This window comes from Kitasatospora cinereorecta (assembly GCF_024172095.1).
Classification (GTDB): Bacteria; Actinomycetota; Actinomycetes; order Streptomycetales; family Streptomycetaceae; genus Kitasatospora; species Kitasatospora cinereorecta.
The window spans coordinates 159,494-178,974 of record NZ_JAMZDX010000008.1; the positions used below are offsets into that span (position 1 = coordinate 159,494).

The following is a 19,481-nucleotide window of genomic DNA, read 5'->3' on the forward strand; positions in this document are numbered from 1 at the left end:
ACTTAGGTACCTAACTCTGGGTCTTTGGTGGTGTGCACGTGCCCGGGGTGGTAGCTCCACCAAACCGCCCCGGAGTGCCTGCCCATGCGCAGCGCTGATGCGTTGTCCGATCGCCAGGGCGCCGGGTCTCCCGGTTGGCCTGGAGGGCGGAGAGAGCACCGCGAAGCGACCCTCACCCCTCCGCCTCCCCGAGGAGCCCTTGATGACCACCTCGCCCGCGATCCCCACAGCCCAGCCCCGCAAGCCCCGGACCCGTACGAAGAATGTCTCCTGCTGGCCGGCCATCATCGCCTCGGCCCTGCCGTCCAACCTGATCGAGCTCACCCCCGGCCTGGAGCACCTGGCCTGCCCGGACTGCAACACGTGGTGCCCCATCACCACCGACAAGGGCAGCAAGCAGAGGAAGTTGGTCCCGCACCACACCCGCCCTGCTGGCACCCCCGGCGCTCACCGCTGCCGCAGCTCAAACCGCCTGGTCAACATCGACCTGTCGGTCGACGCATGGCAGCAGAAGCGGGCCGACGCCAACAAGGAAGCCGCCTCCCGTAGGCCGACCACCGTGCTGAAGAAGGTGAAGGCACCGGCCGCCCCGGCGATCACCCAGCTCGACCCGGCCCCGGCCACCGCCGACTCCGCCCGCAAGACCTACGAGACGCACCGCGCCCGCTGCGCGGCCTGCACCGGCAGGAAGCACTGCCAGGACGGCGAGCATCTGGCCGCCGACTACCTGCGTCTGCTGCGCCGCGAGCCCGAGCGCCGCCGCATCCGCGCACTGTACGAGGAGGTCCAGGCCGCTGGCGAGCGCGCCCGGGCTCGCCAGCTCCCGACCCGCCGGGCCAAGGAGTGGGCGAACGTTGAGAAGGCCGTCGCCAACGCCGACGCCGCCCGCAAGAAGGAGCTGATCGGCGCGCGGTCCCCGATCCTCGGTGCCGACGTCCCGACCGACCACGAGGACACCAAGGAGCAGGCCCGTGCGCTCGCCCAGGCCCGCACCGAGAAGGCGATCCGCGAGGCGAGCCCGATCAAGCGCAACGCGGCCTGACCAGCACCACCCCGGGCCCGGCCCGGCCCCAGAACTGAATCACCACCAGCCGCGGCGGCCCGGAATCTCCGGGTCGCCGCTTCGCATCCCAGGAGGCCATCGTGCGCTACGCCATCGTCCCCCGCGTGCTGCTCCACCTGCTCACCCAGCCCACCGCTCCGGCCGACCCCGTCCCGGCCAGCAATACCGACCTGCGGCAGACGCCGACGGAGAAACGGCTGATCGCCGCGGCCAGCCCGCTGCGGGGCGGCCCGCGCCACCGGTTCCGCCGGCCGATGCGCTACGCCACCGGCCTCCCGGCCCCCGTGCTCGCCGCCGCCTGACCCGCGTGTCTCTCCTGCGACGCTGCCCGTCGCCTCCGCCCCGGACCGGTGCGGAGACGGAGGGGGGACGGCAGGAGCCGCCCTGAAATGCCGAAGGCCCCGGGAGTGCGATCCCGGGGCCTTCGAGTCCGTCGCCTAATAGGAGGCAACGACCTTGCTGAACACCATGATGGCACGCCAGACGCTCACCGCCGTCGCGGGGGACAGCGACCCGGACATGGACGAGGCGCTGCGCCGGGTCCGCCAGGGCGGAGGCCGGTGATGACCACCACCGTCTTCGGCACCGGCACCGCGCCCGACCTCACCATCAGCGGCCCGGTGCTGCCCGCACCCCGCCCCGGTCTTTACCTCGTGCCCCGCCTGGGTGGGATCACTGCCCACCTGACGGCCGACCAGGGCACCGTGCAGACCGTGCGGGCCCTGGCCCTGACCGTCCTGGTCGCCCACGGCGTTGACCTGGAGACCGCCGAGTCCGCGCAGTTGGTCCTGTCCGAGCTGATCGGCAACGCCGTGCGGGCCTGCGGGGAGCACGGCCCGCTGGTCGTGGAGGTCTTCCGCGCCGAGCACGACGCGGTCGTCACCGTCCACGACCCGCTCGCCAGCGCCGGCCCGCGCCGCGCCGACACCGCCCCGGACAACGACGACGCGGAGTCCGGCCGCGGCCTGCTCATCGTCGACGTCCTCGCCCCCGGCTGGACCGTCCAGCCGTCCCCGATCGGCAAGCGCATCCGCTGCCGCATTCCTGCGGCCAGCTGACCGACCGCCCCTCCCCCTGCGCCCGCTGCGCCCCGGACCTCGGCCCGGGGCGCAGCGAGGCTCGCGAACTTCCCCGGCCCGGAGGCCAACCATGAAGCACCGCGCCCGCACTTCCTCCCCCGCCCGCCGCGCGTACTACGACGCCGCCAGCTACCGGCGGTGGGTCGCCCGCCAGATCGGCCCGCGCTGCGTCGGCGGCATCTACCGCAGCGGCTACTCCGACTCGGTCTACGAGGTCTTGGCGATCGACCCGGGCCCGCGTGAGGGCTGGCCGACCTGGCGGATCACCGTCCGCACGCTCGGCGAGGACATGACGCGCTGGCACTGCACCGCCTGGGACGCCGACCACGACCACGACCAGGTTGTCGCCGAGCCCGGCGTGCAGGCCCTGCGGGTCTGGGTCGAGCACACGCTCACCCGGCCGGCCAGCAGCGGCGCGCTCCTGGAGCAGCGCCACGTCCTGGACGAGGCCGCTCACCCCGGCACCGTCGGTGCGCTCTACGAACTCGCGCGCGCCGCCCGGATCCCCTCGAAGGCCTGAGCGCACCACCACCCAAGAAGACGAGGAGAGGCCGTCATGGACTGGCGCCACCGCGCGGTGTGCCGCGACGAGGACCCCGAGCTGTTCTTCCCGATCGGCAACACCGGCCCGGCCCTGCTGCAGATCGAGGAGGCCAAGGCCGTGTGCCGCCGCTGCCCGGTCATGGAGCAGTGCCTGACCTGGGCCCTGGAAACCGGCGAGAACGCCGGCGTGTGGGGCGGTTTGAGCGAGGAGGAGCGGCGGGCGATGAAGCGCCGTGCCGCCCGCAACCGAGCCCGCACCGCCTGACCGCCTCGGTTGCTGTCGTTCGCCGCCGCCCCTCCCTCGGTCAGCACCGGGCGCGGGGCGGCGGTGTTCGACGGTGCCCGACGCGCCGTCCATTCCGTCCAGCTCAGCAAGGAGCCCCCGGTGTCCCAGACCAACACCGCCGCCACTCAGTCCAGCCGCCGCGCCGCCGAGCAGGGCACGCACTTCTACGTCCTGACCCTGCAGAAGCCCACGCAGAACGGCATGGCCACCGGCACCACCTCCGGCACCCACACCCCGCCCGCCCACTGGACCGTCCAGGACTTCCTCGCCGCTGCCCGCGCCGACCTGGAGCACAGCCAGCCCGAGCTGCGCGGCGGCGTCGTCGTCCACTTCGACGTGCGCCCCAACCAGCTGTGACCTGCGATCAGCAGGGATCGAACAGCACCAGTCACGACCAGACAGAAGGAGCACGCACGTGATGACGCGCGAGGAGTACGACGCCTGGCAGGCCGAGCTGGCGGAGATGAACGCCGCGTACGAGGAGGCCGACCAGGCCGAGTACGAGGCCTTCATGGACGAGCTCGACGCCCGCGACCTGCGCGCCTGGGCGGACACCGTCCTGGGCCGCACGGCGGTCGGCGGTGCGGAGCTGGAGCAGCGGCACGTCCTGGACGAGGCCGCCCGCCCGGACCTGGTCGAGGCGTTCCGGCGCTTCGTTGCCGCAGTCTGACCGCGTCGGTTGGTTGTCGTTCGCCGCCGCTCCGCCCCGGACCACCGGGCGCGGGGCGGCGGTGTTCGACGGTGCCCGACGCACCCGCCCCCTCTCCCCTACATAGGAGGACCCCGTGAGCAAGCCGAACTGGATGGCCGCGCGCCTCGGCGTGAAGCGCACCCCCGAGCCGCTGGCGCAGCTGCTGGAGCTGGGCCGCTGGCTGGACGACCCGTCCCGCCGCTATGCCTGGCGCGCCGCCCGCAAGGAGCGGTCGGCGGCCGTCACCGACGCCGACCGCGCCTACCACGATGGCCGGCGCCCCAGCCTGCGGACCAAGGCCGCCCGGATCGCCGACCTGCACGAGCAGCTGGAGCTGGCCCAGGGCCGCGCCTGCCTGCTCCTCCTGGTCGAGGAGTTCGCCGAGCAGATGCGGCTGCGGATCACGGCAACCGTGCACCGCCCCGACCCGGTCCAGAACGACCCTCAGCACCTGGAATTGCTGGCCGCGCGCATCGACGCCAGCACCCGCGAGCTGCTTGCCGCCCTCGCGGCCGACTTCATCTACCCCGACGAGGCGCACCGCAGCGCCGAGGCCGCCCTCGGCGAACTGCTTAGCCCCCAGCAGGCCGTGGAGACCACCGGCGCCCCCGCCAGCCTGAGCCGCTGGGCCGACCAGATCGAGTTCGCACTGACCGTCGTCCAGACGGCCTCCACCCGCGCCTGACCCGATCAAAGGAGCCCCGCCGTGCTGACCATCACCACCACCGCCCGCCTCGACGCGCTGCGCCAGCGCGCGGACCAGGCCGAGACCGCTCGCGCCGACACCAACCGCCGACTGGAGGAACTCCTGGAGCAGCGGCACGTGACCGGCCAGGAACGGCTGGACACGCGCAACGAAGCGGCCGCCGTGCGGGACGAGCTGGAGGCCGCGAAGCAGCTCGCCCGCGAGGTGATGGCCAGCGAGACCCGGACCCGGAGCGTGTGCGACTTCATGATGAGGGACGCGAGCGCGGGGCTCGCCGCCCGCGACCGCACCATCGCCGAGCTGCGCGCCGAGCTGGATCGGGCCCTCGGCCAGCCGGCCGAGCCGGAACTGCCGGAGCACACGGTGCTGCAGTTCCGCACCATCGGCGGCGGCCTGGTCGCGCTGATCGCCGCGCCGGACGAGGACCGCTACGACCGCGATCCCGTCTACGGGTACCAGTGCCTGACGTGCGGCGGCGAAGTCAGTGGCGCCTTCCGGGTGGAAGACGGCCGCCGGTGGGCCAACGAGCATGCCGCCGTCTGCCGGGCGATCCCGCCCGCCGTCGCCGCCGAGAAGGTCGGCGTTCGCACCTGACCGAGCCCGGTTTCGGGACCGGTCGCCCTCACTTCGCCGACAACGGCGGCCGTTTCGGAAGCACCCGATCTCGTTTCGGGAGCAGCGGCCGCCGTTTCGGTATCACCGATTCGAGCCCTTTCGGAGGCCCCTGTGACGATCACCGACATGCCGCCGAGGGCGGCCCTGCCCGGCCCGCAGCGCCCCGCGCCAGGCCCCGTTTCGGCGCCGACCGCGCCCGTTTCGGAAGCAACCGAGAGCGTTTCGCCCGCGCCGTGGTCCGTTTCGCAGGCGCCCGCCGAGGAGGCGGCCAGCCGCAATCCGCTCATGATCCTCCTGTCCCTGGCGGCGGCCGTCGGCGGCATCCTCGTCGGCGTCATCGGCTTCGCCATGTCCTACGACACGCTCTCCCACGTCGCCCTCAATTCCTGGGGGTTCGGCGAGCGCCTCGCTCCGTGGTTCCCCGTCGGCGTGGACGCGAGCATCGTGGCGTTCCTGGCCCTGGACCTGTACCTGGTCCGCAAGGGCACCCCGTGGCCGGTGCTGCGCATGGCCGCGCACGCCATGACCGGCGCGACGATCTGGTTCAACGCCAGCTCACAGGGCTCTATCCGAGCCGATCCGGTGCGGGCGGGGGCGCACGGCGCGATGCCGTTCCTGTTCGTCATCGGGGTCGAGGCCGCCCGCCGCCTGATCATCCACAAGGCCAGGTTGGAGGCTGGCACCACCAGCGACAGGGTGCCGCTGCACCGCTGGCTGCTGGCCCCGGTGAAGACCCCGCGGTTCTACCGGACGATGCGGCTGACCGGCGTCACCTCCTACATGGAGATGATCCGCCGGGAGCAGGAGCTCATCGCCTACGAGCTGTGGCTCAAGCGCAAGTACGGCGGCGACCTGTCCCTGGCCAGCGAGGACGAGCTGCTGCCGATGACGATGGCCCGCTACGGCTACACCGTCGCCCAGGCCCTGGCCATGCCGGACGAGCAGGACCAGGCCGCCGAGGCCCGCGCCGAGGTGGCCGAGCGCCGGCGCCTGGCTGCCGAGACCCGCGCCCGGATCGCGCAGTCCGACGCCGTGGCCGAGCAGCTACGGGCCGACGGCCGGGTCGAGGCGGTCCGCGCGCAGGTGGAAGGCGAGACCGGCCAGGCCCGTGCCCACGCCAAGGCCCAGGTCACCGCCGCCGAGCGGGTCGCCCAGGCTGAGGAGGAGGCGCTGGAGACGGCGGTGATGGCCGAGGCCAAGGCCCGCACTGTCGCCGCCCAGCGCCAGGAGGCCGAGGAGCGCAAGGCGAAGGCCGAGATCGACCTCGAGGCGGCCGAGCTGGAGTGTCTCGCCGCCGAGGAGCGCCGGCAGGCGGCGGAGGCCGACCGGATCGCCGCCGCCGAGGCGGCGGCGGTCGAGACGCAGGCCATCGCCGAAGCGCGCCGCGCCACCCTCGAAGCGGAAGAGGCCACTGCCGAAACGAAGAAGGCCGTCGCCGAAGCGCGCCGCGTCACTGCCGAGGAGAACCGGATCGCGGACGAGGAGCGGGCCCGTCAGGAGGCAGCGATCGCGGCTGCCGAGCAGTCCAAGAAGGACGCTGCCGAAGCGCTCCGGGTCGCTGCCGAAACGCGGCGGGCCGCTGCCGAAATCGAGCTGGCCGCGGTCGAAGCGGAGGACACCGCCAAGCTCCGGCCGCGCGAGCGGGCGGTGCGCCGGGTCGCCCGGATGATCCTCACCGCCCATGCCACCAACCCCGACTCGGCCTCGGCCGAGCAGCTGGTGTCCCTCGCCGAGATCCAGGCCGCGCTGGACGTCTCCTCCTCCGCCACCGCCTCCGAGTACCGCCAGGAGGCCATCGAGCTGCTCGCCTCCGGCTACCGGCCCTGACCGGTGCCGGGGCGGCAGCGCGAGATTGCCGGCCTCTCCGGTGGCCACCAGGACGCTCACAACGTCCTGGTGACCGCCGAAGGTGCCGACGGCACCGAGCACCACCGTATCGAGCACAGCCCCAGCGAAGGAGCCCCTGATGAACACCCCGGAGTACGTGGTCGGTCTCGTGCTGATCGTCCTGGTCGTCATCTTGGCCGTGATCACCCCGCTGTTCCTGGTCCACGCCCGCGGGCGTGACCACGGCCCCGACTGCTGGTGGTGCCACCCGCGGCTGCGCCGCCGCTGAACGACCCTCCCACCCACCGAGATCCGGGCATCTCGGCTGGTCGCCGGGGCCCTCGACCAGGGCTTCCGGAGGCCGGCGAAGGCGCCCGGCCCGGCGCCGAGCACTACCGCAGCGACCCGGCCGACCGGCCGGAGCCCGGGTCGACGAAGAAACAACCAGGTCACGGCCGTGCCGAGACCGATCCGCGGAATCCCTTGGAGGAACCCATGACCACACCCGAGAGCCGCGAGTCCATGCGGGCCGTGGCAGCCAACCCGGAGGCCTTCGCCGGCTACCTCGCCGACATGCAGAGCCACCTGCTGGGGCTCCAGACCACCCTCGCGATACTGGCCCAGGAGACCCAGGTCAAGCTGCGCTCGACCTACGTCGAGGGCGACCGGAAGTACCACGCCCAAATGCGGTCCTGGCCGGTGGAACGTCAGCTGAATGCGCTCATCAGGGCGCTGGGGAACGCTGCCGCAGCCACCGAAAAGGCTGGATTCCAGCGCCGGAACCACGACAAGAAGGTGGCCGAGCTTCCGGCACTGCGGTCCGCAAAGGCGCTGGAAAAGGCGAACAAGCGGGCCCCGAAGACATTGCCGGTCAACAATTCCACGGCGGAGGTTCCGCCGCCCACGAAAACCCGCTACGCTGAGCCCGGGACGCTTTACGATCTGGGCGACAGGCGGTCGGCATGACGCGGCCGCAGACCAGTATCGAACGGCGCGAGGCGAACCGGCGGAATTTCTACGTCGATGGTGAAGCCCAGGCGATTGCGAAGCGCGGCGACGACAAAGGCGCCGCAGAGAACTGGCTCCGCATCACCCGCAAATGGCTGGTCCAGGAATCCAGGGCCGGGCGTGCGGACGTCTGGAGCGGCTGGGCGATGGTCTGCCGGCTGTTCCTGACCGCGATGCAGCGGCGGGCGGCCGGCGATCCCCGCGTCTGGGACGACCTGCAGACCTACGCGCACTCCGTCACCGCCCAGTTCCCCCCGAAGTGACCATGCGTCACCGCGAGAGCCCCGCCGACAGTCGGCGGGGCTCTCGCGCGCGTAATCGCGTGCACCCGTGCCCGCGTGCACGCGTGCACGAAGACCCCACTCTCTGTCAACCCCTCGAAGGGAGCGACCTGTGTCCGACGACCCCAACGGGCGGGTGATCACCTTCCCGGGCGGCGACCAGCCGTACGTCGCACCGCCGATTCCGCGCTACGCGGAAACCGCCCGCCAGTCCGAAGCCTCCGAGACCGAATCGGAAATCCCGGCAGTTCCCCGGCCCCCGCAGGCAAATTCATTCCTGCGGTCCGAGGGAATTCACGCCCAGGCGCCCGCAGCCGAATCCGAGCACGCCGAATCCGAAGAGGAAGGCGAATACGAGGGTTTCGGCGGATATTACGAGCGCCGTTCCATTGCGGAAGTCCTCGCGGACTGGCTGCAATTCCGGGTCGACCAGGCGCGTGCCGAAAGCGATGCGAACGCGCCTCTCCGGCAGGCCCAGGTCGCCGACGAGGTCGCGCGCCTCAGCGCGAAGACCGAACGCGACACGGCGTTGATGGCGCAGCAGAACGAATTGCAGAAGGCGCACGTCGATGCCCGCACCGCCAAGGTGGCGGCGCAGGGAAAGGGCGCGGCGATCGGCGGTGGCCCGGACGGGGGCAAGGGGCTCAACAAGGGCGCCCAGCGCGGTCCGGGAGGCGCGCCGATCAACCGCAGCCCCGACGGTCCCGGTGGCGGGGCGACCAACCGCGGTCCCGGTGGCCGTGACCCCGGCCGGCAGCCCGGCGGGCAACAGCGCACCGGGGACCGCGACCGGAACTCCGACGGCACCAGGAAGGGTCCTGGAGGCCCCTCTGGCGGGCCCAACAGCCCCGGCAGGTCTCCCAGTTCCTCCGGCGGCGCGAACGGCCGCCAGAGCGGGGCAGGCGGGGGTCGGGGCGGAAGTGGCGGAGCGTCAGGGGACCGGGGCTCCGGCTCGCCGTCCACCAGCGCCGCCGAGCGCTCCCGCGCCCGCGAGCAGCGGCGCTCCACACGCCAGGACGCCGACCTGGCCGACCGGACCGCCGACCGGGCACAAGCCCGCCAGAACCGGCAGACGGTCTGGGACGACAAGAACGAGCAGCGCAGGGCCCGGCGGGAGGAGAAGGCGGCCGAGCGCAGGGCCCGGCGGGAGCAGCGGCAGAACCGCGGACAGCCCGAAGGCGCCGACGGCGACGACAAGCCGACGGCGAAGCCGGACGACCCGGCGTCGAAGCCGGACGACCCGGCGGCGAAGGTCGATGACGCGGCGTCGAAGCCGGACGACCCGGCGGCGAAGGTCGACGGCTCGGCCCCGAAACAGGACGGCTCGGCCCCGAAACCGGACGACCCGGCCCCGAAACCGGACGACCCGGAGTCGAAGGTCGACCTGACCAAGGCGCCGAAGGACGAGGACGCTCCTGAAGGCGCCACGGCCACCGGCCCCGAGCCCGAGCCCCAGGACGAACCCGACCCGAAAGCGGAGGGTGCGGCCGGAACCGACGATGACACCGCACCCGGGAACGCCACGGGCAACGACTGGATCAGCTACCTCAAGGACGTGTTCGACAAGGCCAACCAGGCCCAGGCCGGCGGGGGAGACCCGGGCCCGGACCCCGAGCCCGAGACGGTCTTCGCCGGAGACCCGAACCAGGCTCCCGGTGGCACGGCCGCGGACGAGGACAACGACATCCCGGACGCGGAGATCGTCGAGGACGACGAACCGGCCGTGACACCGACAGTCGTCGGCCCCACGCCCGCGCCGGCCCCCGAGCCGTCCGGATCGGACGGTCCCGAGGCCCACACCCGGGACGCGGAGATCGTCGAGGACGAGGAGCCGGCCGTGTCCTCGGCAGCAGTCGGGTCCGTGGCCGAGCCGTCCGTCCCGGACGGTCCCGAGGCCGACATCCGGGACGCGGAGATCGTCGAGGACGACGAACCGGCCGTGTCCTCGGCAGCAGTCGGATCCGTGCCCGCGCCGGCCCCCGGGCCGTCCGTCCCGGACGGTCCCGAGGCGCACATCCCGGAGGCGCAGATCGTCGAAGGTGGGGAGCCGGCCATGTCGTCAGCTGTTGCCATGGCGGTCTCCGAGCCGGACCCCGAGCCGTCGGACCTGGGCCGTCCTGCGGCCCGCGCGAGGGCCCGGACGGTGGGACGCCAGCGGATGGCGCGTCAGCACCGCACCGACATCACCTTCGACCAGTACCTGGTCGCGATCGCCAACATCGCAACCAACTCCCAGGCCGACTACCAGATGGTCAAGGAGGCCGTGGAGAACCTGAGCGTCCTGGCCGTGGCCCTGCGGGAAATGAGCGCCGACCTCGGCGGCAACCACAACATCGACCGGCGGGTGACCCACCTGCTGGCGGACCTGGCCGACCTCTCCGCCACCACGGCGCGCGAGGCGGACCGCCTGGCGCAGTACTCCGAGAAGGCCGCGACGGTGGCCGCGGTCGCCGCCCAGTCGGTCGCGCAGGTCTACGGCGAGGACCTGGCCGCCATGGACGAGGGAGGCCTCGACCAGGCGTCCGCGGCCATCCACCACGACTAGGACACAGAAAGGAGGCACCCCGATGAGCGAACAGGCAAGCAGTCAGCCCACCGCCCCCGAACCCGGCAGCGCAACCAGCCCCGCCGGCAGCGGCGGGACGGCTGTGGCGGCACCGGTGGCGGGACCCGCGACGGCGGTCGTGCCCCGGCAGAGCTCCGGGCTCCGCCGCCGCGTCCGGCGCCGGGTCCCGGTCCTCGGCGACAGCGACCACAGGTTCGAGGCCGTCCAGGCGAAGCTGAAGGCGGTCACCGAGGCGATGGCCGCCGCCAACAAGCACCTGGAGGGCCTCGACCGGCGAGCACGCGCCACCGCCACCGAGGCATCCAACCTGGCGTCGGGCATCGCGGACGCCGAGCTCGACGCCGTGTTCGTGGCGATGACCGAGGACGTCGCCACGGCCCAGACCGAGGCCGCCCGGGCCGTCCGCAAGATGCTGCGCGCCGCCCAGCAGGCCGAGAAGGCCGCCATCGCGGTCCAACGGGCTCACGCCAGGCACTACAGCGCGCTCCAGCGCGTCCGCAAGGGCCGCAGATTCCGCACCCCCAAGCCGGGCTTTTTCCAGCGGTAGCAGCCCGAACACGTCACCCCGAGGGTGGGCACGCCGAACGCGGCGTGCCCACCCTCCGTCGCGCCGAAAGGAACCCCCGGTGGCTCTCGCCGTCAAACTGGAACGAATCCTCTACGTGGCCGCCGCCCCCTTCCTCGGCGCCGCCGCGAACCTCCCCGCCCACCACCCCGTCACCGACACCGTCAACCTCGCCGGCGGCATCGGCGTCGTCGCCACCGTCGCCGTCGTGTGCAAGGAAAAGGACAACGCGGGCCGCCGACTGGTCCAGTGGTCGCCCCTGACCCTGGCCGCCGCCGTCGAGTACGCCGCCCGCCACACCGCCGGCGCGCAGTGGGACTGGGTGATGGCCGGCGGGTGGGCGATGCTGTGCTGCGCCGTGGTGCCGATCTCGCGGAGCACCGGCCGCTACCGGCGCCGCCGCCGGGCCCTGGCCGCCGCACCGGCGGCGAAGGCGCTCGCTGCCGCTCCCGAGCCGGCCCCGCAGCCCGTCACCGACGACGGCGCGGACGCCTACACCCGCGGTGTGCGTCAGCTCTGGGAGCGGGCGGGCTCTCCGGCCCGCACCCACGTCGTGGTCGCCAAGCCGCACCCTCACCAGCCCCACGACCTCACCCTGCTGCTGCGGGCCAACGACCCCGGCCGCCCGATCAACGGCCTGCGCGAGGCCGACGTCGCCGCCGCGCTCGGTGTCCACAAGGACGACATCGTGTTCATCGAGACCACCCAGATGGCCGGCCGCCAGGCCGGGCCCGGCTGGCAGGAGGTCCAGGTGATCCCCGACGAGCGGCGCCGGCGCCGCACCAGCCCCACCGTCGCCGAGTGGTGGGCGGACGGGATCGGCGAGACCGCCATCCCCGGCTCCCGGTTCGTCGGCAAGAGCCGCACCGACGAGCGGGGCGTCACCTACTGGACGGCGCAGCTGGCGGACTCCATCGGTGAGCCCCGCATCGACCGCGCGGCGCTGGCCCGGGCGATGGGCACCACCTTCGACGAGGGCCGTGTCTTCGTCGACATCGACGGCCGCCAGGTGTTGGTGTCGGTGTGGGACGTCTCCCCGCTCGCCAAGGTGTACCCGGCCACCCGCGAGCTGCTGACCCCGGACAAGGACGGCTGGTACACGACTGCGTTCCTGGCGAACGGTCAGCCGGCCCGCGGCCGGGTGTACACCGACCGCGGCGCCGCGCACGGGCTGTTCGCTGCCCCGTCGGGTGGCGGCAAGACCCAGCTGATGGCGCTGGCTGTGGCGGCGAACGCCAACTGGGGTGCGGTCGTCTGGCTGGTCACCGAGGCGCCGGACGAGAAGACCGCCAAGCTCGGCGTTCACTGCAACCGGTACGGCGTCGGCGCCCTCTACATGGTCCGCGCGATGCGGGCCCTCGTGGCGCTGATGGAGATCCGCGGCGAGATGCTGTGGGCCGACGGCAAGCTCCACGACTGGGACGCGAAGACCCCCGGCTGCCCGTACAGGCCGATCGCCGCGTTCTGGGACGAATACCTCTCCGCGGCCGCCAACGGAGACTACGGCACGGAGATCGTGGACCTCGCCCAGTTCCTGTCGGTGAAGGGCCGCAAGTACGCAGTCGGCGAGCACGTGGCCAGCCAGAGCATCTACGTCCAGGACGGCTTCACCACGCTGCTGCTGGAGAACATCCGCGACAACGGGACCCCGATCGTGCTGAAGGTCGCCCCGAAGAAGATCTTGGACATGTTCAAGACCCTCGGGGTCGCGGCCGACGACATCCCCGAACCGCTTCCGCGGTCGTTCTCGAAGGAGAACGAGGGCCGCATCGAGCGCATCATGCAGGGCCAGGCGGAGCCTCCCGTCGAGTCCAACACCGGCGGCGTCGGCTGGATCGTCCCCGGCCGCAAGCCCGAGGTCATGCGCACCCTCTTCGTCGACTTCAAGAAGCCCATCGCGCCGCTGTTCCCGGCGGAGGTCCACGGCCTCACCGCGTACGAGATCGCCGCACTCGAAGAGCGCGGCCTGTGGTTCGACTGGAACGAACCGCCCAGGCCCGGCGAGTTCGGCGACGACCCCGACGAGGACGACTGGGACGACGAGCCGAAGCCCTCCCGCACGAGCAAAGGCAAGGGCCGCGGGCCGGCCGGTCGCAGCAGCATCGCCTCCCCCGAAGACGCCCTGGCCGCCATCAAGAGGCTCCGGGGCTGACCTGCGGCCCCAGACGGCGCCCGGCGCCAACATCGCGCGACCGCCCAGATCACCCGGGCCCGGAGCACCTGCTCCGGGCCCTCCCCATGCCGCCCTGGAGGCACCCAGTGACCGACCACACCCCACGCCGCACGCTCACCGAATCCGAGGCCGCCGTCGAGGCGGCGCGGATCATCGCCGCGGCCTACCGCCAGGAGCCTGCGGCCCTCCCGGCCGTCACCTCCTACCGTGATCACTCCCCGGTCCCGGCCGTCGGCGATGCCGCGCCCGCCGTCCTGCCCGACACCCGGGCCGTCCCGCAGTGGGCGACCGGCATCGCCGTCGCCGCCCTCGGCGTCGGCCTCGGCTCGACCGGCCTCGGAGCCGCCGCCTGGCTCGTCCTCGACGGCCTGTCCTCGGTGACCCTCCTCGGCGTCCTGGCCATCGCCGCCCCGTTCGCCGGCCTGGCCGTCGTCGTCCTCGCCGCCGGTGCCGCCTGGGCCAAGGCCCGTTCCGCCGGCGGCACGCCGACCACGCACATCTACGAGGGCACCGTGAACCGGCACACCGAGATCACCGCGCCCACCACCGTGCGCGGCATGTTCTCCCGCAACCGCACCGAGATCACTGACTGACCGGCCGACCGGCCGCCACCGCGAACCGCCCGGAGGACACCGTGACCATCTCCACGAACACCGTCGAGCACCGCCCGGTCGACCGCCACAGGCCCTGGCAGATCACCGGCACCGCCTACAGCGCCGCCCGCATCACCGTCGCCGACCTCGCCGACAAGCTCACCGACACCCCCGACCACCTCCCGGTCAGCCTCGGCGTCCCGGACTGGGACTGCCGCGACTTCGCCCCGCTGCGCTCCACCGTCTGGGACGGCGCGCTCGTCCTGAAAACCAGCCCGGCCGAGACCGATCCGAACACCCTCGATCTCGATCTGCCCGCCCCCGTCCCCACCGACGGCGGAAAGGCGCCGGCCGACGGGAGCGAGGAGCGCGGCGCACTGACCGTCGGCGACCTCGCCGCGATCCTGGCCGCCCTGCCCGACCACGCCCCCGTGATGGTCCTCGTGCCCGGCTGGAACGGGGACACCGAGCTGGTCCTGGACTACGTCGCGGAGCACAGCACCTGCCTGGTCCTGGACACCGACTACCCCGCCTGCGACCCCTACGCCGACCACGACTGACCCCGTCCGGTCCGCCGCCGTTCCAACCGATCCGACCATCCGGCCGGTCCGCCCGCTGCCCGGGCGGACCGGCCGCACCCCTTCCGCCGCCGTACCGACCGCAGAGGAGCACCGCACTATGAACGAGTCCCCCGACCAGCCCGCCCCCCTGTTCGCCCTGCCGGGCGGCAACCCCCGGTCCGGCGAGGACCCGAGGGAGTGGCCGGACCTGATCGAGCACGCCCGCGAGCGGCCCGGCCGGCTGCGCCGGGCACTGCCCGAGTGGGCCAGTCGGCTCAGCAACCTCGCGCTCACACTCGTCGGTATCGCTGCGCTCGTCACCGCAACGGCCCTGGCCACGGCCGTTGGCTCCGCCGTCGCCGCCGCGCTGCACTGGGCCACCGACCCCGCCCACCTCGCCGACCCGGCCGCCCAGCTCTGGCACACCGTCAACGACCCGCTCCGGCACAGCCTGGACAACCGCGCCCGGGACCTGCCCGCCCGGCCCGCCACCCTCCACCGCCTCTGGGCCGCCACCGGGCTGCTGATCCTTTGGCGGTCCCTGCGCACCGCCGGGTCCGTTGGAGCCCAGCTCGGCGCGATCGTGTTCGGCGCGCTGACCGCGGCCGCAGTCTGGGACGGCACCCCGACCCCCGGGAAGCCGGTCGCCGCGGGTGCCGCCCTCCTGCTCTGGGGGGCACTGGTGGCTCTCGCCCTGACCGGCTCCTGGATCACCACCCACACCACCGTCATCAACGAGATCACCGCCACCCCGGCCGCACCGGTGGCGCCGCCGGTGACGGTGCCGGTCACCGTCGATGTACCCGAGCCCCGGATCGAGGCCGTCATCGTCGACGTCCAGCAGCTCCGGGTCGACATCAACGGCCGCCGCCTCACCGGCAACGGCAACAACCCGCTCTGACCCACCACAGGGCCGCCCGCACACGGCAGGCGGCCTCACCCCGGCCCCGTACCCGTCCCGCTCGCCGTAGCGCACCGACCCCTCCGGGCGCTGACGCTGCGCACCGGCCGCCCCGCCGTCCCCCGCCGCCAGGCCGGGCTGCGGGGCGCTCCGGTGCGCAGCGCGGCCACCCGGCCGGACACCCCGACAGGAGGACTCCGTGACCACCGACACCACCCCGACCACCCCGGCCGCCCCCGTCCACGAGCCGTTCGCCCGACCCGGGCGCACCTTCCTCCAGGACAGCGTCCTGGAGGACGTCCTGGACAGCGCTGCCGACTGGGACCTGGCCTGCGTCGCGCTCGACCGGCGCAGCTTCGCCGTCTACCACGACGACCCGCACGCCGAGGAGGCCCGGCGGATCGGCGCTGAGTTCACCGCCGAGGAGGCCCGGCGGGTCGACGCCTTCCTTGCGGCGGGCGTGCAGGACGTCCACCGCCTGGACGCCATCGCGGCCGCCACGGACCTCACCGGCGACGACCGTACCTGGCTGCTCGACCAGCTGCGGCTCGCCTGGCAGCGCCTGGACCGCCTCCGGGACGTCATCGACAGCTCCGGCGCCGTCATGAACGCCAGGCACCCCGCGCGCGCCGTCGACTACGTCCGCTGGTCCCGGAAGCCGCAGGCGCTCTCGCCCCTGAACGGCGCGCGGCTCGGCCGCCCGACCACCGGCGGCTGACCGGACCACGACCCTTCGGCGTCCCGGGTCTGGCAGCGCGGGCAGGTGATCGTGTACTGCCGGGCGCGGGGGGCGTGGGCGCGGCATCCCCAACGCCGGCCCCGCTCGCCAGCGCACCCCCGACGGTTGGCACTCCACCCCGAAGTGCGGATGCCACGAGTCCGGGCACTGACCCTGCCCACCACCACGCCCCGTCCCCGGTGCCGTCCAGGCCAGGCGGGCGGGGCGCTGCCCTGGCCGTCGCTGCTCTGGTGCTCGGCACCACCACAGACAAATGCATACTCTGGAAATGCATAGTCTGAGTCTGCATAATTGGTTGGGCGGGAACCCATCCCGCCCAACCGGGAAGGACGACCATGGGCATCTACTGGGGCGAGAACACCGGACACCGCAGCTGCGTCATCACCCAGCGCCTCGCCCGTAGGCTGCGGTGGGCCCGCATCGGCGACAGCGCCACCATCCGTACGTTCCTCACCGCCCTGGACGGCGACCACCGCGGTGAACTCGTCTTCACCGCGGACCAGGCCCAGCAGATCACGTTCGCGCTGCGCTGGGCCGCGGCCCGGATGCGCTGGTTCGCCCTCCCCGGCTGGACCCGCCTGGCCCGGATCCTGGCCAACGACGCCGAGCGCGCCTGGCACAGCGGCGGCTGGACCATCGAGTGACCTCCGCGAGGCCCGCTCCGGCCGCACACAGGGCAGACTGCGAGTCTGCATTCTTCGTGCAGACCAGCAGCCGCCCGCACGCCAGGAGCCCGCCATGCCCCGCCCCGACCAGACCACCCGTACCGAAGGCCGCGCCCGCATCGCCGCGCTCAAGAAGACGCGCGACAAGATCCACTCCGATGCCGAGAAAGCCAAGACCGACGCGGACGCCGAGATGTGGTCCGCCATCGCGGAGCTGATCCGCACGGGCCAGGTCCTCCAGGCCGACGCCGCAGTCGAGACCGGCTTCACCCGCGACCACGTCCTCAAGCAGACCAAGCGCTACAGCTCCGGCGGCTGACCAGCCGCCAGCGCGTCCCGGCACCGGCCGGCGAGGGCTCACGACCCAGACGCGCACCACCCCCTTCACCACCGGCCGCACACCCGACGGCCGGTCACCCCGCCGCGCCCGAGCGCGGACCACCCCCGCAGCCCGTCCGTGGCACCCGCACGCCTGCCCAGACCGCAGGCGCCCAGCCCACACCACAACCACCCGGAGGAATCCGTGACCGCCACCGACCGCGCCGCCCGCTTCGCCACCTCCTACGCCCTCCTGCGGGCCGCCGCCGCGATCGGCGACATGTGGGTCCAGACGGACACCTGTGCCCGGATCAAGGGCGCCACCGACACCAACCCCGTCGTCGACCGCAACGAGGAGACCGGCGCCGAGACCGTGCACGGAACCCGCGAGGGCCAGCTCGCCTGCGCCCAGCACTGCGCGACCTACACCGCCACCCAGGCCGGTGCCCTCCTGATCGGCTCGCGCCTGATGGGCCTGCGCCTGAGGCCCGGCCGCGTCGCCGCCGCGCTGGCCCTGTCCTTCGCGACCCACTACATCGCGGACAGGCGCCAGCCCTTGGCCCGCCTGGCCAACGCCACCGGCAAGGGCGCCTTCTACGAGCGCCTGGCCCCGGTGTGCGGATCCTTCGAGCTCGACCAGGCCTGGCACCACGGCTGGGAAACCGCAGCCGCCCTGCTCCTGGCCCGCTGACCGCGCCGGGCGTTCACGCTGCCCACCACGACGCCCCGCCCCCGGCCACCCAGGCCGGGCGGTCGCAGCGCCGTGGTGCGCGGCGCGGCCGTCCGGCCGGACCCAACACCGAGAAGGGAACCGATCACCGTGTCGGTCTCGAACTGCGCCTTCTGCGCCATCGTCGGGGGAGAGGCGCCCGCCGACGTCGTCCGCGAGTGGAGCGACGCCATCGCGATCCGCCCGCGCAGCGGCGGTGTCGCCGACGGGCACCTGCTGGTGATCCCCCGCCGGCACGTGGCGGACGTCGGCACCGACCCGCTCGTCTCCGCGGCCACCATGGCGCGCGCCGCCGAGCTCGCCGCCGACCTGCCCGCCGCCAACGTCCTCACGAGCCGGGGCGCGGCGGCCACCCAGACGGTCTTCCACCTGCACCTGCACGTCGTCCCCCGCACCGACGGGGACGGCCTGCCACTGCCCTGGACCCCGCAGCACGCCGCCCGGAACGGAGCCACCGCGTGAACCTCCGCCTTGTTATGGCCCGTGAGCCCCTGCCCACCCACGGCCCGTCCGTGTTCCTCGCCGGCCCCACCCCCAGGCTCGGCGGCCCCGTCGACTCCTGGAGGCCGGCCGCCTACACGGAGCTGGGCGCCCAATGGACCGGCCCCGGCCCGCTGACCGTGCTCTCCCCCGAGTCCCGGGGCGGGCGCCGCGCCGCGCACTACGACGACCAGGTCGACTGGGAGACCGCCGCCCGGGCCACCGCCGACGCGATCCTCTTCTGGATCCCCCGCGACCTCGAGCACATGCCCGGCTTCACCACCAACGTCGAGTTCGGCCTCGACATCGGCACACGCCGCGTGGTCCTCGGCTGCCCGCCCGACTGCGCCGCCCCCGAGCGCAACCGCTACCTGATCTGGGTCGCACACCGCCACGGCGCCCCCGTGCGCGACACCCTCAGCGACACCGTCACCGCCGCACTCACCCTCGCCACCAGCCGCACCTCCGGCCAGGCCACCACCGGCCAGCCCGACCCCGCCGACACCCCGGTGCCCGACGACCCCACCGGCGCCTGGCTCTGACCACCCACCACACCACCCCGGAGGCCCCGCGATGACAACCACCACCCACTCCCGCGCCCTCGCCCCGATCCAGCCCGGCGACCTCGTCGTCATGATCGGCCCGGCGGGCAGCGGCAAGTCGACCCTGCTCTCCGCCGTCCCCGCGCACCGGATCGTCAGCCTCGACCACCTGCGCGCCGTTGTCTCCGAACCCGGCGACCAGAACGCCACCTCGGATGCCGTCAGGCTCCAGCACCAGATCGTCCTCGCCAGGCTGCTCCGCGGGGCAACCACCTACGTCGACAACACCTCCGTCGAGGCACCGCACCGGACGGAGCTGGTGGGGATGGCGGACCTGTACGGCCGTCGGGCCGTTGCCGTCCTTGTGGACGCCCCGCTGCAGACCTGCCTCGACCGGAACGCGCGGCGGCCCGCCGAACGGCGCGTACCGGAGGACGTCCTGCGCTGGCAGCACGACCTCGCCCGGGCCGCCCGCGAGCTCCTGCCCCACGAGGGGTTCGCCGAGATCCGCCACCTGCGCACCGCCTGACCGGACCCCCACGCTGCCCAC

Annotated in this window: 26 protein-coding genes; all 26 read left to right on the forward strand. The window is 73.3% G+C overall.

All coding sequences use genetic code 11. From position 1 onward, the window contains the following. Positions 1–202: 202 nt before the first annotated feature. The 26 genes from FHR36_RS35980 (at position 203) to FHR36_RS36105 (ending at position 19,460) form a co-directional block, all read left to right on the forward strand. Positions 203–1,042: a hypothetical protein gene (locus FHR36_RS35980; protein ID WP_253804381.1), complete on the forward strand. Its 840-nt coding sequence runs from the start codon at positions 203–205 to the stop codon at positions 1,040–1,042. A gap of 101 nt (positions 1,043–1,143) precedes the next feature. Then, entirely contained in the window at positions 1,144–1,365 is a 222-nt protein-coding gene (locus tag FHR36_RS35985) for a hypothetical protein (RefSeq protein ID WP_253804383.1), read from the forward strand. 261 nt (positions 1,366–1,626) lie between these two features. Further along, the gene (locus FHR36_RS35990) at positions 1,627–2,121 is read left to right on the forward strand and encodes an ATP-binding protein (RefSeq protein ID WP_253804386.1); all 495 of its coding nucleotides are present in this window, start codon (positions 1,627–1,629) and stop codon (positions 2,119–2,121) included. A gap of 91 nt (positions 2,122–2,212) precedes the next feature. Continuing rightward, positions 2,213–2,662 carry a hypothetical protein gene (locus FHR36_RS35995; RefSeq protein ID WP_253804388.1) on the forward strand — a complete coding sequence of 150 codons (450 nt, stop codon included), beginning with the start codon at positions 2,213–2,215 and terminating at the stop codon, positions 2,660–2,662. Between the two features lie 36 nt (positions 2,663–2,698). Continuing rightward, positions 2,699–2,950, forward strand: a complete 252-nt coding sequence (locus FHR36_RS36000; protein ID WP_253804390.1) for a WhiB family transcriptional regulator — start codon at positions 2,699–2,701, stop codon at positions 2,948–2,950. Between the two features lie 120 nt (positions 2,951–3,070). Next, positions 3,071–3,328 carry a hypothetical protein gene (locus FHR36_RS36005; RefSeq protein ID WP_253804392.1) on the forward strand — a complete coding sequence of 86 codons (258 nt, stop codon included), beginning with the start codon at positions 3,071–3,073 and terminating at the stop codon, positions 3,326–3,328. Between the two features lie 61 nt (positions 3,329–3,389). Beyond that, the gene (locus FHR36_RS36010) at positions 3,390–3,641 is read left to right on the forward strand and encodes a hypothetical protein (RefSeq protein ID WP_253804393.1); all 252 of its coding nucleotides are present in this window, start codon (positions 3,390–3,392) and stop codon (positions 3,639–3,641) included. 115 nt (positions 3,642–3,756) lie between these two features. Then, a complete protein-coding gene (locus FHR36_RS36015; protein ID WP_253804394.1) occupies positions 3,757–4,347 on the forward strand; it encodes a hypothetical protein in 591 nt (196 codons plus the stop codon). A gap of 21 nt (positions 4,348–4,368) precedes the next feature. After that, positions 4,369–4,962, forward strand: a complete 594-nt coding sequence (locus FHR36_RS36020) for a hypothetical protein (RefSeq protein WP_253804395.1) — start codon at positions 4,369–4,371, stop codon at positions 4,960–4,962. Positions 4,963–5,268: 306 nt separating this feature from the next. After that, the gene (locus FHR36_RS36025; RefSeq protein ID WP_253804396.1) at positions 5,269–6,810 is read left to right on the forward strand and encodes a DUF2637 domain-containing protein; all 1,542 of its coding nucleotides are present in this window, start codon (positions 5,269–5,271) and stop codon (positions 6,808–6,810) included. Between the two features lie 139 nt (positions 6,811–6,949). Then, the gene (locus FHR36_RS36030; RefSeq protein WP_253804397.1) at positions 6,950–7,099 is read left to right on the forward strand and encodes a hypothetical protein; all 150 of its coding nucleotides are present in this window, start codon (positions 6,950–6,952) and stop codon (positions 7,097–7,099) included. A gap of 206 nt (positions 7,100–7,305) precedes the next feature. Then, positions 7,306–7,776 (forward strand): hypothetical protein, encoded by a 471-nt coding sequence (locus tag FHR36_RS36035; protein WP_253804398.1) that lies wholly within the window; start codon positions 7,306–7,308, stop codon positions 7,774–7,776. Then, positions 7,773–8,081, forward strand: coding sequence for a hypothetical protein (locus FHR36_RS36040; protein WP_253804399.1), 309 nt, complete (start codon positions 7,773–7,775; stop codon positions 8,079–8,081). The genes FHR36_RS36035 and FHR36_RS36040 overlap by 4 nt, the downstream gene beginning before the upstream one ends. 130 nt (positions 8,082–8,211) lie before the next feature. Further along, the gene (locus tag FHR36_RS36045) at positions 8,212–10,644 is read left to right on the forward strand and encodes a prolipoprotein diacylglyceryl transferase (protein WP_253804400.1); all 2,433 of its coding nucleotides are present in this window, start codon (positions 8,212–8,214) and stop codon (positions 10,642–10,644) included. A 22-nt stretch (positions 10,645–10,666) separates the two neighbouring features. After that, on the forward strand, positions 10,667–11,212 hold the full coding sequence (locus FHR36_RS36050) for a conjugal transfer protein TraB (RefSeq protein WP_253804401.1): 546 nt from the start codon (positions 10,667–10,669) through the stop codon (positions 11,210–11,212). 79 nt (positions 11,213–11,291) lie between these two features. Further along, on the forward strand, positions 11,292–13,382 hold the full coding sequence (locus tag FHR36_RS36055) for a chromosome segregation protein ParM (protein ID WP_253804402.1): 2,091 nt from the start codon (positions 11,292–11,294) through the stop codon (positions 13,380–13,382). Positions 13,383–13,489: 107 nt separating this feature from the next. Next, positions 13,490–13,996 (forward strand): hypothetical protein, encoded by a 507-nt coding sequence (locus FHR36_RS36060; RefSeq protein WP_253804403.1) that lies wholly within the window; start codon positions 13,490–13,492, stop codon positions 13,994–13,996. A gap of 41 nt (positions 13,997–14,037) precedes the next feature. Beyond that, positions 14,038–14,556 carry a hypothetical protein gene (locus tag FHR36_RS36065; protein WP_253804404.1) on the forward strand — a complete coding sequence of 173 codons (519 nt, stop codon included), beginning with the start codon at positions 14,038–14,040 and terminating at the stop codon, positions 14,554–14,556. Between the two features lie 118 nt (positions 14,557–14,674). Further along, positions 14,675–15,457 (forward strand): hypothetical protein, encoded by a 783-nt coding sequence (locus FHR36_RS36070; RefSeq protein ID WP_253804405.1) that lies wholly within the window; start codon positions 14,675–14,677, stop codon positions 15,455–15,457. Positions 15,458–15,656: 199 nt separating this feature from the next. Continuing rightward, complete coding sequence (locus tag FHR36_RS36075; protein ID WP_253804406.1) at positions 15,657–16,175, forward strand: hypothetical protein; 519 nt, start codon at positions 15,657–15,659, stop codon at positions 16,173–16,175. A 356-nt stretch (positions 16,176–16,531) separates the two neighbouring features. Continuing rightward, a complete protein-coding gene (locus FHR36_RS36080; RefSeq protein WP_253804407.1) occupies positions 16,532–16,840 on the forward strand; it encodes a DUF7739 domain-containing protein in 309 nt (102 codons plus the stop codon). Positions 16,841–16,934: 94 nt separating this feature from the next. Continuing rightward, the gene (locus FHR36_RS36085; RefSeq protein WP_253804408.1) at positions 16,935–17,180 is read left to right on the forward strand and encodes a hypothetical protein; all 246 of its coding nucleotides are present in this window, start codon (positions 16,935–16,937) and stop codon (positions 17,178–17,180) included. A 204-nt stretch (positions 17,181–17,384) separates the two neighbouring features. After that, positions 17,385–17,870, forward strand: a complete 486-nt coding sequence (locus tag FHR36_RS36090; RefSeq protein WP_253804409.1) for a hypothetical protein — start codon at positions 17,385–17,387, stop codon at positions 17,868–17,870. A 129-nt stretch (positions 17,871–17,999) separates the two neighbouring features. Continuing rightward, complete coding sequence (locus FHR36_RS36095) at positions 18,000–18,371, forward strand: HIT family protein (protein ID WP_253804410.1); 372 nt, start codon at positions 18,000–18,002, stop codon at positions 18,369–18,371. Further along, positions 18,368–18,931: a nucleoside 2-deoxyribosyltransferase domain-containing protein gene (locus tag FHR36_RS36100; RefSeq protein ID WP_253804411.1), complete on the forward strand. Its 564-nt coding sequence runs from the start codon at positions 18,368–18,370 to the stop codon at positions 18,929–18,931. The genes FHR36_RS36095 and FHR36_RS36100 overlap by 4 nt, the downstream gene beginning before the upstream one ends. A 31-nt stretch (positions 18,932–18,962) precedes the next feature. Continuing rightward, a complete protein-coding gene (locus FHR36_RS36105) occupies positions 18,963–19,460 on the forward strand; it encodes an ATP-binding protein (RefSeq protein WP_253804412.1) in 498 nt (165 codons plus the stop codon). Positions 19,461–19,481 lie beyond the last annotated feature (21 nt).